Origin of the sequence: Streptomyces sp. NPDC008313, assembly GCF_042956125.1 — a bacterium.
In the GTDB taxonomy this organism is placed as follows: Bacteria; Actinomycetota; Actinomycetes; order Streptomycetales; family Streptomycetaceae; genus Streptomyces.
Map to the genome: position 1 here is coordinate 68857 of NZ_JBIBFR010000025.1, position 13755 is coordinate 82611.

Genomic DNA, 13755 nt, shown 5'->3' on the forward strand with positions numbered 1-13755 from the left:
TCGCCGGACGTCACGCGGGCCCAGACACCGGAGGGCGCGCGGGACCAGACGGAGGGTCAGGCCCGCTGACGGACGCCGTCAGCCGATCCGGATCTTCCTGGAGACGGTGACCTGGTCGATGTCGGTCGTGCGGACGGTCACCTTCATGGTCCAGGTCCCCGCGACCGGCAGGGTGACCGCGTCCGTGCCCCAGTAGCCGCCCTGGTCGGTGAGCCCGGCGTCGATGGGGCCGAGTCTCCGCTCGGGCAGGGAGAACCTCAGGCGGAGTTCGGGGACGGTGGTGATCCCTCCGTCGGGGCCGAGGACCAGGGCCTGCACCGCGTTCTCGCCCACCCGGCCGGGCGCCAGTTCGATCTGCACCTTCCCCCTGGTGCCGGGGGTGCCGACGGTGAAGGGGGCCAGCACCGCGGAGGACGCGGGGACGTCGGCCGCCGAGGCCTTGGATGCCGCCACCGTCTCGTTCTCCGCGCGTCCGGGCACGGTGCCGGTGAGCACGGTGGTGAGCAGCAGGACCACGGCACCGACGGCCACCTCGGCCAGCACGGAACGCCGCAGGGCCCGTCGGTGCGCGTCGCCCGGACGGTCTTCCCGGCCGTCCGCCGCTCCCTCCGGGGCCGGGCCCGCGTCCGAGCCGGTGTCCGCTGCAGCGGCCGGACTCCCGGGCTCCCCCGGCTCACCTCCCACGGGGCCGCCGGTCCTCTCGCGTACCCCTGCCACGGTGGCCGGGACGGGCACGGCGACGGGCTCGCTCACCCGCGCCTCCGCCCCCGGCAGGCGTCCGGTCCAGCGCCGGGAGTACCCCGCCGCGGCCAGCAGGATCAGCACGGCGGCCAGCTTGGCGAGCAGGATCCTGCCGTACGACGTCGAGGTCAGAGCGCCCCAGGAACCGAGGCCCCGCCAGGACTGGTAGACGCCGGTGAGGACCAGGACGGTCACGGAGGCCAGGGCCGCCCGGGAGAAGCGGGCCACGGCGGACGCCGGGAGCGGCTCGGGCGACCGGTACAGCGCGGTGAGCAGGGCGGCCAGCCCGCCCAGCCAGACGGCCATGGCGAGCAGGTGCAGTACGGAGGAGGCGACCGCCACCGGGACCTGGATACCGGCGGACGCGTGCTCGGCGGCCGCCCAGGTGACCGCGAGACCCACGGCCAGCACCCCGCCGGGCACGGTCACGGCCGGCCCTGCCCCCGGCGTCCGCGACTGGACGCGGTGCAGCGCCACGGCCGCCGCCAGCAGCACCAGCCGGGCCAGCAGCATCGCCCCGGGCCTGCTGGTCAGCGTCCCACCGAGCACGGACGGGTCGAAGGCGTCCGCCGGGCCGCTGCCCCGCTCGTACGGGCCCCGGAGCAGCAGCAGCGCGACCGTGGACAGCAGCAGCGCCCACCAGCCCGTCACCAGCAGCCGCCGCGGCGCACCGGGAACCCCGCACACCAGCACGAACGTGCCCGCCCCGATGAGCAGGGCCAGGCCGCCGTACGCGACGTAGCGGGCGATGTCGTACAGCGTGGAGGAGACGGTGTCGCCGACGGGGGCGGCCGGGAGGACCGCGCTGGTCGGCGACGGTGCGCCGATCGAGAAGGTGAAGGCCCCGGACACCGGGTGGCTGTCGGCCGAGACGACGCGCCAGGCCACGGTGAACGTGCCGGTGCCCAGTCCCTCCGGGAGCGTCACCCGCGCGGTGGCGGAGTCGCCGTCCGCGTGCCGGGGCTCGCCGGTGCGGATGCCGCGGCCGTCGGGGTCGAGGAGGCGGAAGGAGTCGTCGAGGAGGGAGACGGACTCGGTGAACGTCAGCGTGACGTGCCGGGGCGCCGACTTCACGACACTGCCGTCCGCGGGGTCGGTCCCCTTCAGCGCGGCGTGCGCCGAGGCGGAACCCGCGCCCGAGAAGAGGACCAGGAGCAGTACGGCACCCAGCAGCGCGAGCACCCGGCCGGCCGGCGTGCCCCGTCCACCCCGGCCCGGAGCCCCACCGCCACCGTCGCAGCCGGCGCCGGTGCGGCTCCCGCCCCCGTCCCGGACGCCGCGCCCCCCGCCTCCCGGTCCGACCACGTCACCACTCCGTATCCGCGCGTCCGCATGTCCGCGTCCCCGCACCGCCGCGTGCCCGCGTGTCCGCGTTCCCGGATACGTACGGACGGATCCGGCGGCACGCTCATCGGGAGCCGCGGCCAGGCACGCTCATCAGGAGCCGCGGTCAGGCTACTTACCCGGCGTCCCCCGTCACGCCGCCCGGGTCTCGCTCCCGGGGAGGCGTCCGCCGTACCCGCGCGCGATCATCGGAGCATGGACGTCACGCTGCACATCGCGCAGGATCCCGAGGCCGACGAGCTGCTCGGGCGCAGTCCCCTCGCCGCCCTGGTCGGGATGCTGCTGGATCAGCAGGTGCCGATGGAGTGGGCGTTCAGGGGACCCCGGACCATCGCCGAGCGGCTCGGGGCCGAGGATCTCGACGCCCACGAGATCGCCGCGTACGACCCGGAGGCCTTCGCCGCCCTGCTCTCGGACAAGCCCGCCGTGCACCGGTATCCGGGGTCCATGGCGGTGGGGGTCCCCCCTGCTCCTCAAGAGCTTGGGGGAGGATCCAGCAGCTCTGCCAGTACCTCGTCGCGCACTACGACGGCGATCCGAGCGCCGTGTGGGAGGGCGTCCCCGACGGCGTGGAGCTGCTGCGACGGCTGAAGGAACTCCCCGGGTACGGGGCCCAGAAGGCGCAGATCTTCCTCGCCCTGCTGGGCAAGCAGCTCGGCGTACGGCCCGAGGGATGGCGCGAGGCGGCGGGACCGTACGGGGAGGAGGAGTCCTTCCGCTCGGTCGCCGACATCACCGGGCCGGAGTCGCTCGTGAAGGTGCGCGCCCACAAACAGGGGATGAAGGCGGCGGCCAAGGCGGCCAAGGCCTCCCAGACCTCCAGGACCACCAAGACCTCCAAGACCTCCAAGACCTCCAAGACCTCCAAGACCACTGGATAGGCGCGGACCGCCACCCGCACCCTCACCCTCGCTGAGCGCCCGCCCCTGTCCCGCACGCACGCCCGCCAGCCCTGGTCCCGTACACCCGTACGCCCCGCCGCCGTACGCCATGAGAGCGGTTCTGCGCGCGTACCGGCTGATCACCCGCTCCGGGTGGGACATCACCTCCCATGAGCCCCACCCCGCACTCGCCGCACTCACTGCGCCGGTGCGCGCGCCGGCGAGGTGGGGCCACTACCCGTAAGGCGTTCACGCCTTCGGGTGCCTTTGCGGGCGGCTGCCCTCCCGGCCCCGGACCCGGTCCCCGCACCGGCCGGAGCGCCTCGGGGCAGCCCCGGCGGGGCCTGGGGAATGAGCGGTTCGCCTGCTTTCCCCCGCCTTTTCCGTTGCCGCACTCCGCCGTGCTGGCTGCGCCCGGAAGGTCTTGACCGGTAGGCTTTCCGTGTGATCTTCAAGCGCATCGGAAACGGCCGGCCGTACCCCGACCACGGCCGGGAAAGCACCCGGCAGTGGGCGGACGTCGCGCCGCGCCCGGTCCGCCTCGATCAGCTGGTGACGACCAAGGGCCAGCTCGACCTGGAAACCCTGCTGGCCGAGGACTCCACCTTCTACGGCGACCTCTTCGCGCACGTCGTGAAGTGGCAGGGCGACCTCTACCTGGAGGACGGCCTGCACCGCGCCGTCCGCGCCGCGCTCCAGCAGCGGCAGGTTCTGCACGCGCGCGTGCTCGAACTCGACTGATCGGCCGGTCGGCCCACCGCGTGACCCTTTTGGTGGGAGTCGGCGGCCAGAGATGATCATTTTGTAGGAATCACAGCTCGCGCGCACTACGCTGCGCCCATGAGCATGCTGACTCCTCCTGGCATGGGCGGCCAGTACCGGATCACGGGGGACAAATACCCACGGATGCGCCGGCCCAGGAGGCGCGGCAGGCTCGTACTGGCACTCGCCGCCTCCGTGGTCGCCCTCGGCCTCATCGGCTGGGGAACCGTGCAGCTCGTCGACGTCTTCTCCGGTGGCGACACGTCCGCGGCCGCCGGGGCCAAGGGCGAGTGCACGAGCAGGAAGAACGCCTCCGGCGCGGGCGCGGGGACCGGCACCAAGGCCGCGGCCGGCACGACGACCGCGGCGGGCCTCGCGGCCACGGTCGGCAAGGACGTGCCGAAGCCCGGCGACATCACCGTCAACGTCCTCAACGCCACGACCCGCAAGGGCCTGGCCAAGGAGACCGCGGACGAGCTGAAGAAGCGCGGGTTCCGCATCGGCACGGTGGGCAACGCGACGGCGGCCTACGACAAGAAGGTCAAGGGTGCCGGCGTACTGCTCGGCGCGAAGGCGGCCGCGAAGGCCGCGCTGCCGGTGCTGGGCACCCAGCTCCCGGGCGCTGAGCTGAAGACCGACGGCCGGGCGAAGGCCGCCGAGGTGGACCTCGTCATCGGCGGCGGCTACAAGGAGCTGGCGCCCAGGACGGCCGCCGACAAGGCGCTGGCCGTCCTGGCCGAGCCCCGGCCGGCGCCGTCGGCGAAGAAGGACTGCTGACCCGGGGCCAGGAGCCGTCGGCGAAGAAAGACGGCTGACCCGCGGCCCTTCGTCCTACTCGGCCGCTCCGTACATCCGGTCGCCCGCGTCTCCGAGGCCCGGGACGATGTAGCCGTGCTCGTTGAGGCGCTCGTCGACCGAGGCCGTGACGACGGTGACCGGCGTGCCCGCCAGATCGCGCTCCATGATCTCGACGCCCTCGGGGGCGGCGAGCAGCACCACGGCCGTCACGTCGTCCGCGCCGCGCCGGATCAGCTCCTGGATCGCCGCGACCAGGGTGCCGCCGGTGGCCAGCATCGGGTCCAGGACGTAGACCTGGCGTCCCGAGAGGTCGTCCGGCATCCGGGTCGCGTACGTGGACGCCTGCAGCGTCTCCTCGTCGCGCACCATGCCCAGGAAGCCCACCTCGGCGGTCGGCAGCAGCCGCACCATGCCGTCGAGCATGCCGAGGCCGGCACGCAGGATCGGCACGACGAGCGGGCGCGGGTGGGAGAGCTTGACGCCCGTCGTCCCGGCGACCGGGGTCACGATGTCGACCTGCTCCGTGCGCACGTCCCGGGTGGCCTCGTAGGCGAGCAGGGTGACCAGCTCGTCGGCGAGCCGCCGGAAGGTCGGGGAGTCGGTACGGCTGTCGCGCAGCGTGGTGAGCTTATGGGCGACCAGCGGGTGGTCGACGACGTGGAGACGCATGTCCCCAACAGTAACCGGGCCCCGGGCGCCCACCACCGCTCCGCCCGGCCGGGCCCGCTCCTCGCCGTATCGCTCCGAGCAGGCATCAAACCCCCCGGCGGAGGGAACCTGGACGTCACGGACCTGGGGGTGATGCGCGGATGCCGGAGCGGGAGAAGGAAGCCCCGGAGCAGCACGAGACTGAGACCGAGCGCAGGCGGCGCCGGGCCAGGTTCCTGCGCGAGCTGGCCGAGGCGCGCGAGCTGCGCGACCGGGTCCAGCCCCGCCGCGCCAAGGCCGCCCGCCTCCGCCACGCCATGCGGATGCGCACCTTCCGCTGGTAGGGCGGCGCGTGGGTCCGCTCCCACCGCCCCATGACCCAAGGCCCGGTGCGGCGGCGCGCGCGGGCCGGACCGGGCCGCGCGCGCGTACGAGGAGTCCTCGGCCGCGTACGATCCGCTGATGAGCGGTCAAAAGAGGCGGACACAGCCGTCCGAAGACATCCCCTGAGCGCTCTGTTTCTGCCACGATTCCCAGTGGGCGGGGCTCGGAGCAGCACACCCCGCCCACAGCCTCCGCCGGGGGGATCCCCAACCGGCACACCTATGACCAGTGGGAGAGTCACGGTGTACTTCGCCGCACTGCTCGCGCGCACCGAAGACGGGTGGGAAGCGAGCGACACAGAGCTCGACGATGTGGAAACCCTGTCGGATCTGACGGACCTGGCCCGTGAAGCCTCCGACGAGGACACGGTGCTCGTACTCATCGAGCAGGAGGACGCGTGGTTCGGCGTCGTCCGCGTGGACGGCGAGGAGGATCCGCGCATCTACGTCTCGGACGCCGCAGCCGCCGCCCGCTCCTCGTACGGCGAGATCCTGCTCACGGACGAACTGCTCGGAAGGGAGCCCGACGACGTCCCCGACCTGGACTCCCTCGACCTCGACGGCACGGAGGACGGTGAGCCCGAGGACTCCGACGACGACGATGACGACGGCGCGTCCGGCGAGGCCGTGTCGCACACTCCCGTCGGGGACCGCGAGATCCTGGCCGACCTCGGCATGAGCGACAAGGAGTTGCTCCTCCTGGTCGAGGGCGACGCGCTCAGCACGATCGCCGAGGTCCTGGGCGCGGCGGAGGTGCTGGAGACCGTGCGTTAGTTTCCCCTGGTGATCAGCGCACGCGGGACGTCCCCGCCCCAGGAGCCCGATCCGGTACGCGACCGGTGGCGGGCCGCGATGCGGCTCGCCCTGGACGAGGCCGGTCTGGCCGCCCGGGGCGGGGACGTTCCCGTCGGCGCGGTCCTCCTGGCCGCCGACGGCACGACGGTGCTCGCGCGCGGGCACAACGAGCGGGAGGCGACCGGCGATCCGACCGCGCACGCCGAGGTCCTGGCGATCCGCCGGGCCGCGGCGGCGCTGGGCGAGTGGCGGCTGTCCGGGTGCACGCTCGTCGTCACCCTGGAACCCTGCACGATGTGCGCGGGCGCCCTGGTGCAGTCCCGCGTGGACCGGGTCGTCTACGGCGCCCGCGACGAGAAGGCGGGCGCGGCCGGCTCGCTCTGGGACGTCGTGCGCGACCGGCGGCTCAACCACCGGCCCGAAGTCGTCGAGGGCGTACTCGCCGACCCGTGCGCCCGGCTGCTCACGGACTTCTTCCGCGGCCGCTGACGACAGGCCGGGACGTACGCGCGGCACGGGGCCGGACCGCCCGTGAGACCGGCCGCCCGCACGGCCGTAAACGGATTTCTGAGCACGGCCCACCTTGGGGTAGGGTCTCCCTCGGTAGCGTGTCCGAGCGGCCGAAGGAGCTCGCCTCGAAAGCGAGTGTGGCGCAAGTCACCGAGGGTTCAAATCCCTCCGCTACCGCTCGAAGACGAAGGGCCCGGTCCACTGGACCGGGCCCTTCGCGTGTCCGGGATCGTCACAGGCGCTGCGAACACATGGTCGGGTTACACTCGCCGCCGTCAGCAGGGGACTCAGGGGGCGTCAGACACCCCCTGGGGCACAGGGATACGGGGGAGGCCGCGGTGGCGGTGCAGTCCAAGAAGATCGCTCTGTACGTGCTCGTGGTCTTCGTGCTCTACGTGATCATCACCGACCCGGCCAAGGCGGCCGACTACGTCCAGATAGGGTTCGAGGGCATCTCGAGTGCCGCTCAGGCCATCGGTGACTTCATGACGTGGGTCGCCGACGGAGCCCAGAACTGACCGGGGCACCGCCACCGGGGCAGCACGCCCCGCCCGAGGCGGCCGGGCGGCCGCCGTCGCGTCCCTGGGAGCGCCCGTGATCCGCCACCTGGTCCTCTTCAAGCTCGACGAGGGCGTCGAGCGTGACGACCCGCGCGTCGTCGAGGGCGTCGCCGCCTTCCGGGCGCTCGGCGGGCAGATCCCGGACCTGAGGTTCTGGGAGTGCGACTGGAACATCACCGACCGGCCCATCGCCTACGACTTCGCCATCAACTCCGCCGTCGAGGACACGGACGCGCTGAAGCGCTACCTGGAGCACCCGGCGCACCAGGCGGGCGTGGCGCTGTGGCGGCAGTTCGCCACCTGGGTGATCGCCGACTACCCCTTCTGAGTCGCGCGGCCGGACACACACCCGCGAAACCCCCCGCCGCGACCGGCGGGGGGTTTATTGGCGTCGAGGGCATTCACCGGACGCCTCCGCCCGTCTCCACCCGCCTCCTTCCCTGCCCTCAACACGGAGTTATGCGGTGCTTGCACACAGTGCACCTGTCTTGTGATGCTATGACCGCTTTTGACGGATGCGTATTGACGGTTGAGTTGACGGTTGAGTTGACGGATTGTTCGACGGATGAAGGGGTGGCGTTGACCGTGCCGGCCAGTACTGCGCCTCAAGCACCGCCCCAGGAGAAACGCCCGTCCTCCACCCCCGCCCCCGCCTCCGCTCCGGCACCGGCACCGGCTCCGGCCTCGGCTCCGGCTCCGGCTCCGGCCTCGGCGGAGCCCGCCCAGCCCCTCACCGAACGACCTCCGGTGACCACAGCCGCCCCGGAGAAGCGGCGCGGCGCCGACACCCGCGCGCTCACGCAGGTGCTCTTCGGGCGGCTCAAGAACCTGGAGCCGGGCTGCGCGGAGCACACCCGGGTGCGCGCGGCACTGATCGAGGCCAACCTCCCGCTCGTCCGGTACGCCGCCGCCCGGTTCCGCAGCCGCAACGAGCCGATGGAGGACGTGGTCCAGGTCGGCACGATCGGGCTGATCAACGCGATCGACCGCTTCGATCCCGACCGGGGCGTCCAGTTCCCGACCTTCGCCATGCCGACCGTCGTCGGCGAGATCAAGCGGTACTTCCGCGACAACGTCCGCACCGTCCACGTCCCGCGCCGTCTGCACGAGCTGTGGGTGCAGGTCAACAGCGCCACCGAGGACCTGACGACGGCCTTCGGGCGCTCGCCCACGACCGGCGAGATCGCGGAGCGGCTGCGGATCAGCGAGGAGGAGGTGCTGTCCTGCATCGAGGCCGGCCGCTCGTACCACGCGACCTCCCTGGAGGCCGCCCAGGAGGGCGACGGCCTGCCGGGGCTGCTCGACCGGCTCGGCTACGAGGACCCCGCCCTCGACGGAGTCGAGCACCGCGATCTGGTCCGCCACCTCCTCGTCCAACTCCCCGAGCGTGAACAGCGGATCCTGCTGCTGCGGTACTACAACAATCTGACGCAGTCGCAGATCAGCGCCGAACTGGGCGTCTCTCAGATGCATGTGTCAAGGCTGCTCGCCCGCAGCTTCGCGCGTCTGCGGTCCGCAAACAGGATCGAGGCGTAACCGGTACGAGCGAATCGCTCATCCGGCGTTTTTCCGGCGGAAGACCGCTGAAAATCCGTCAGACCCCTTCTCTCCAGGGCCGATTCGGCATCTGTGTGTCGACATGTCACTACAGCGCGTTGCCGACATGTGACATTCTGCCGGAAGCGCGTTTGCCGCGGCCTCGCCTCCGGTATTCAGGTGGAGGCTGCGTTCCTCAGACGGGAGCGTTCCGCCGCGACCGTCCGCGACCCAAAGGGGGTGGCATGTCCGCAGACCAGGGCAGCTCGAAGGTGCTCACGCTCACGAAGAGCGCATCCGCGCCCGACGCGCTTCACGATGTCCCGGCCCTTCCGGCCCCGGAGCCCCCGGCCATGCCGACCTCGGAAGCCATCGACACCCGCACCCTGTCCCGCTCCCTGTTCCTGCGGCTCGCCGCCCTCGACGAGAACAGCATCGAGCGCGCCTACGTCCGGGACACCCTCATCGAGCTGAACCTCCCGCTCGTCCGGTACGCGGCGGCGCGTTTCCGCAGCCGCAACGAGCCGATGGAGGACATCGTCCAGGTCGGCACGATCGGGCTGATCAAGGCGATCGACCGCTTCGACTGCGAACGCGGCGTCGAGTTCCCGACGTTCGCCATGCCGACGGTCGTGGGCGAGATCAAGCGGTTCTTCCGCGACACCTCGTGGTCGGTCCGGGTCCCGCGCCGTCTGCAGGAGCTGCGGCTCGCGCTGACCAAGACCAGCGACGAGCTCTCGCAGAAGCTCGACCGCTCCCCGACGGTGGCCGAACTCGCCACCGCGCTGGGCGTGTCCGAGGAGGACGTGGTCGACGGTCTGGCCGTCGGCAACGCGTACACGGCGTCGTCGCTCGACTCGCCCGCTCCCGAGGACGACGGCGGCGAGGGCTCGCTCGCGGACCGCCTGGGGTACGAGGACACGGCTCTCGAAGGCGTCGAGTACCGCGAGTCCCTCAAGCCGCTGCTGGCGAAGCTGCCGCCCCGTGAGCGCCGGATCATCATGCTCCGCTTCTTCGCGAACATGACCCAGTCGCAGATCGGCGAGGAGGTCGGCATCTCACAGATGCACGTCTCCCGGCTCCTCACCCGGACCCTGGCCCAGCTTCGCGAGGGCCTCATCTCGGACTGACCGAACCGGACGGGCCGGACGCTCAGGCCGGGCCGGACGGCCCGGAAGCGCCGGCCGGGGCTCGGACCACCGACCCCGGCCCATGCGGACACACGACCGCCGAGGGTGCCGTTGCCGGCGCCCTCGGCGGTCGTCGTCACTTCAGCGCGAGCCAGGCCACCGCGGCCACGACCACGACGGCGACCACGACGCCGAGGATCAGGCCGATGCGGGGGCCCGCCGGCGCGGGGGCCTGCTGCTGCTGACGGCCCTGGGGGCCCTCGTCGACGAATGCGCGGAACATCTGGGTGCTACCCGCGGGGTCGTAGTTGCCCTCGGGGCCCTGGGTGTTTGCCATGGCCCAGGACCCTAGCGAATGCGCGGGAGCTGCCCAAGTACGGGGCTGGCCTTCCGGGGTGCGGAGCCCTCGGCCCTCCCTGAGCAGCGGGTTTGCGGCCACCCAGACCTGCCTTTGCCAACTTTTTATCTCGGTACGCCCGCTTTAGTTTGCCTGCGGCAACCAACTGCTTTTATGGTTGCCCTAAGCAACGAATGCGGGAGGTGCGGTGGCCGAGCAGACCCAGTACGAGGAGTTGGCCCGTCAGCTCAGTGCCATCGGCGCCGTCAAGAGGGACATGGCACGGATCCTGCCCCACGACTGCCCCGGCGGTTCCGCGGCGGTCCTGACGCTGCTCGGCCGGCACGGCGACATGCGGATGAGCAGGCTCGCCGAGCTGCTCGCCGTGGACATGTCGGTGACCAGCCGGCACGTCGCGCATGTCGCCGAACGGGGCTGGATCGACCGGTCCCCCGACCCGGCGGACAAGCGCTCGCGCATCCTGCGCCTCACGGACGCGGGCCGGGACCGGCTCGACGAGCTCTCCCGGCGCACCACCGAACTGCTCGCCCACCGGCTGGGCGACTGGACCGACGACGAGGTCGGCCAGCTCATAGGGCTCATGACCCGGCTGCGCGAGAGCTTCGGCGACTGCCGGCCCGCGTCCCGGGTCACGCCGCCCGCCCTCGCGGCGGAAGCGGCCGCCCACGGCACGCACGCCGCCCCCGTATCGACACAGACCACCCGTACACCCGCGTAAGTACGTAAGAGAAGGAAACCCATGGCAACGACCACACCAGCCGGTGTGCGGGCCCACGCCAAGCACGGAGGTGGGTCCCCGGACGGAACTCCGATGACCCACCGGCAGATCATGGAGGCGCTCTCCGGGCTGATGCTCGGCATGTTCGTCGCGATCCTGTCGTCGACGATCGTCACGAACGCCCTCCCCGAGATCATCGGCGACCTGGGCGGCGGCCAGTCCGCCTACACCTGGGTCGTCACCGCCTCCCTGCTGGCGATGACCGCGACCACCCCGCTGTGGGGCAAGCTCGCAGACCTGTACAGCAAGAAGGCGCTCGTCCAGATAGCCCTGACCATCTACGTCCTGGGCTCGGTGGTCGCGGGTCTCTCGCAGAACCCGGGCATGCTGATCACCGTCCGCGTGGTCCAGGGCATCGGCGTCGGCGGCCTGTCCGCGCTCGCCCAGATCGTCATGGCCGCGATGATCTCCCCGCGTGAGCGCGGCCGCTACTCCGGCTACCTCGGCGCCGTCTTCGCCGTCGCCACCGTCGGCGGCCCGCTGCTCGGCGGTGTCATCACCGACACCTCGTGGCTCGGCTGGCGCTGGTGCTTCTACGTCGGCGTGCCCTTCGCGGTGATCGCGCTGATCGTGCTGCAGAAGACCCTGCACCTGCCCGTCGTCAAGCGTCAGGTGAAGGTCGACTGGGCCGGCGCGTTCTTCATCTCCGCCGCCGTCTCGCTGCTGCTGCTCTGGGTCACCTTCGCCGGTGACAAGTACGACTGGGTCTCGTGGCAGACGTACACGATGGTCGCCGGAGCGGTCGTCCTGGGCCTGCTCTTCGTCCTGGTCGAGTCCAGGGCCGCCGAACCGATCATCCCGCTGCGCCTGTTCCGCAACCGGACCATCACCCTGTCGTCCGTCGCGTCGCTCTTCGTGGGTGTCGCGATGTTCACCGGCACCGTGTTCTTCAGCCAGTACTTCCAGCTGGCCCGCGACAAGTCCCCGACCATGTCCGGCATCATGACGATCCCGATGATCGGCGGCCTGTTCGTCTCCTCCACCGTCTCCGGTCAGATCATCACCAAGACCGGCAAGTGGAAGGCGTGGCTGGTCAGCGGTGGCCTCCTGGTGACGGCCGGCCTCGGTCTGCTGGGCACCATCCGCTACGACACCACGTACTGGCACATCGCGGTCTTCATGGCCGTGATGGGTCTCGGCATCGGCATGATGATGCAGAACCTGGTGCTGTGCACGCAGAACCAGGTGGCTCCGTCCGACCTCGGCTCGGCCAGCTCCACGGTCACGTTCTTCCGTTCCCTCGGTGGTGCGATCGGTGTCTCCGCGCTCGGCGCGATCATGGCCAGCCGGATCACCGACTACGCCAAGGACGGTCTGACCGACCTCGGTCCCCGGTACGCGTCCGCCGCCTCCGGCGCGTCCTCCGGCGGATCGATCCCGGACATGGACAAGCTGCCCGCCCCGCTGCGCACCGTCATGGAGAGCGCCTACGGGCACGGCATCGCCGACATCTTCATGATCGCGGCCGGCACTGCCCTGCTCGCCTTCCTCGTCACCCTCTTCATCAAGGAGGTCCCGCTGCGGACCTCGGGCGGCCTCGCGCAGGCCGCCGAGGAGCGGACCGCGGACCTCGCTCCGGCCGCGGCCTCGGCCGCCGCGACCCCGTCGGTCGCCGAGGCCGCCCCGAGTCCCTCCGCGGCCGGGACCGGCACCGAGTCCGACGCCGGCGACGACGCGGGTCACGAGGGCGCGCAGCAGCTTGCCGCCCCCGCCGCCGAGGCCGCGAACGCCCCCGTCCCGCCGCGCGGGATCCCCGTCAGGGGTCACGTCCGCGGCGCCGAGAGCGCACCCGTGCCGCGGGCCGCGATCACCCTGATCTCGCTCGCGGGACGCCAGCTCGGCCGTGCCGTCGCCCAGGCCGACGGCGCCTACGCGGTGGACACGCCGGGCAGCGGCTCGTACGTCCTGATCGCCTCCGCCGACGGCTTCCAGCCGCAGGCCTCGACGATCGTGGTCGCCGACGAGCCGCTGGCGTACGACATCCTGCTGAGCGGCACCAGTGGCCTCGGCGGTGCCGTGCGGGCCGCCGGGACCGGGGACCCGGTCCAGGGCGCCATGGTCGTCGTGACCGATGTGCGCGGTGACGTACTGGCCACCGGCTCCACCGGTGAGCAGGGCGAGTTCGCCTTCGCCGAGCTGGTCCCCGGCCCCGTGACCGTCGCGGTCAACGCCGCGGGCCACCGGCCGACGGCTCTCCCCGTCGAGGTCGGCGGCACCGGGGTCACCCGGATCGACGTCGAACTCAGCGCGGGCGCACAGCTCGAGGGCGTCGTCCGGGCGCCCGGCGGACCGCTCGGGGACGCCCGGGTCACGCTGGTCGACGCGGCCGGAAACGTGGTCGGTACGGCCAGGACCGGGGCGGACGGGGCGTACGCCTTCGCCGACCTGGACGGCGGCGAGTACACCGTCATCGCGACGGGATACCCGCCGGTGGCCACGGCGCTCACCGTGAGCGGTCGCGGCGTCGACGGCCACGACATCGAGCTCGCCCACCCCGGCGAGTAGTCACGGACCCCGGCCCGTGGTGGGGC

The 13755-nt window shown here is 72.0% G+C and carries 14 protein-coding genes, 1 tRNA gene and 1 pseudogene; 13 read left to right on the forward strand and 3 right to left on the reverse strand.

What is annotated here, in order from left to right; translation table 11 throughout:
• Nucleotides 1-78: 78 nt before the first annotated feature.
• A complete protein-coding gene (locus ACFY93_RS28185; protein ID WP_391364121.1) occupies nt 79-1923 on the reverse strand; it encodes a copper resistance protein CopC in 1845 nt (614 codons plus the stop codon).
• A 357-nt stretch (nt 1924-2280) separates the two neighbouring features.
• Here ACFY93_RS28185 and ACFY93_RS28190 point away from each other — a divergent pair.
• The 3 genes and pseudogenes from ACFY93_RS28190 to ACFY93_RS28200 all read left to right on the forward strand — a co-directional run bounded on the left by ACFY93_RS28190 (nt 2281) and on the right by ACFY93_RS28200 (nt 4505).
• Nucleotides 2281-2966 (forward strand): annotated as a pseudogene (locus ACFY93_RS28190) (HhH-GPD-type base excision DNA repair protein).
• 444 nt (nt 2967-3410) lie between these two features.
• Nucleotides 3411-3707, forward strand: a complete 297-nt coding sequence (locus tag ACFY93_RS28195; protein WP_003999914.1) for a type II toxin-antitoxin system VapB family antitoxin — start codon at nt 3411-3413, stop codon at nt 3705-3707.
• Nucleotides 3708-3806: 99 nt separating this feature from the next.
• On the forward strand, nt 3807-4505 hold the full coding sequence (locus ACFY93_RS28200; protein WP_391364123.1) for a LytR C-terminal domain-containing protein: 699 nt from the start codon (nt 3807-3809) through the stop codon (nt 4503-4505).
• A 54-nt stretch (nt 4506-4559) separates the two neighbouring features.
• Here the strand turns inward: ACFY93_RS28200 and upp are convergent, their stop codons facing one another.
• Nucleotides 4560-5195 (reverse strand): uracil phosphoribosyltransferase, encoded by a 636-nt coding sequence (gene upp / locus ACFY93_RS28205; protein ID WP_391364125.1) that lies wholly within the window; start codon nt 5193-5195, stop codon nt 4560-4562.
• 140 nt (nt 5196-5335) lie between these two features.
• On the opposite strand from upp, the gene ACFY93_RS28210 reads away from it, so the two are divergent.
• The 8 genes from ACFY93_RS28210 (at nt 5336) to ACFY93_RS28245 (ending at nt 10088) form a co-directional block, all read left to right on the forward strand.
• Nucleotides 5336-5518, forward strand: a complete 183-nt coding sequence (locus tag ACFY93_RS28210) for a hypothetical protein (RefSeq protein ID WP_391364127.1) — start codon at nt 5336-5338, stop codon at nt 5516-5518.
• Nucleotides 5519-5800: 282 nt separating this feature from the next.
• On the forward strand, nt 5801-6331 hold the full coding sequence (locus tag ACFY93_RS28215) for a hypothetical protein (protein WP_391364202.1): 531 nt from the start codon (nt 5801-5803) through the stop codon (nt 6329-6331).
• Nucleotides 6332-6409: 78 nt separating this feature from the next.
• A complete protein-coding gene (gene tadA / locus ACFY93_RS28220; RefSeq protein WP_391364204.1) occupies nt 6410-6841 on the forward strand; it encodes a tRNA adenosine(34) deaminase TadA in 432 nt (143 codons plus the stop codon).
• A 113-nt stretch (nt 6842-6954) separates the two neighbouring features.
• Nucleotides 6955-7039, forward strand: a tRNA-Ser gene (locus ACFY93_RS28225).
• 161 nt (nt 7040-7200) lie between these two features.
• Entirely contained in the window at nt 7201-7380 is a 180-nt protein-coding gene (locus ACFY93_RS28230; protein WP_391364129.1) for a hypothetical protein, read from the forward strand.
• A gap of 76 nt (nt 7381-7456) precedes the next feature.
• Nucleotides 7457-7750, forward strand: a complete 294-nt coding sequence (locus ACFY93_RS28235; protein WP_391364131.1) for a Dabb family protein — start codon at nt 7457-7459, stop codon at nt 7748-7750.
• A gap of 251 nt (nt 7751-8001) precedes the next feature.
• Nucleotides 8002-8958 (forward strand): SigB/SigF/SigG family RNA polymerase sigma factor, encoded by a 957-nt coding sequence (locus ACFY93_RS28240; protein WP_391364206.1) that lies wholly within the window; start codon nt 8002-8004, stop codon nt 8956-8958.
• A 245-nt stretch (nt 8959-9203) separates the two neighbouring features.
• Nucleotides 9204-10088 (forward strand): SigB/SigF/SigG family RNA polymerase sigma factor, encoded by an 885-nt coding sequence (locus tag ACFY93_RS28245; protein WP_391364133.1) that lies wholly within the window; start codon nt 9204-9206, stop codon nt 10086-10088.
• A 136-nt stretch (nt 10089-10224) separates the two neighbouring features.
• On the opposite strand, the gene ACFY93_RS28250 is transcribed toward ACFY93_RS28245, so the two are convergent.
• A complete protein-coding gene (locus tag ACFY93_RS28250) occupies nt 10225-10425 on the reverse strand; it encodes a hypothetical protein (RefSeq protein WP_391364135.1) in 201 nt (66 codons plus the stop codon).
• Between the two features lie 208 nt (nt 10426-10633).
• Between ACFY93_RS28250 and ACFY93_RS28255 the strand changes: the two genes are divergently transcribed.
• Both ACFY93_RS28255 and ACFY93_RS28260 read left to right on the forward strand, forming a co-directional pair.
• Entirely contained in the window at nt 10634-11164 is a 531-nt protein-coding gene (locus ACFY93_RS28255; protein WP_391364138.1) for a MarR family transcriptional regulator, read from the forward strand.
• Nucleotides 11165-11185: 21 nt separating this feature from the next.
• Nucleotides 11186-13729, forward strand: a complete 2544-nt coding sequence (locus tag ACFY93_RS28260; RefSeq protein ID WP_391364140.1) for a DHA2 family efflux MFS transporter permease subunit — start codon at nt 11186-11188, stop codon at nt 13727-13729.
• Nucleotides 13730-13755 lie beyond the last annotated feature (26 nt).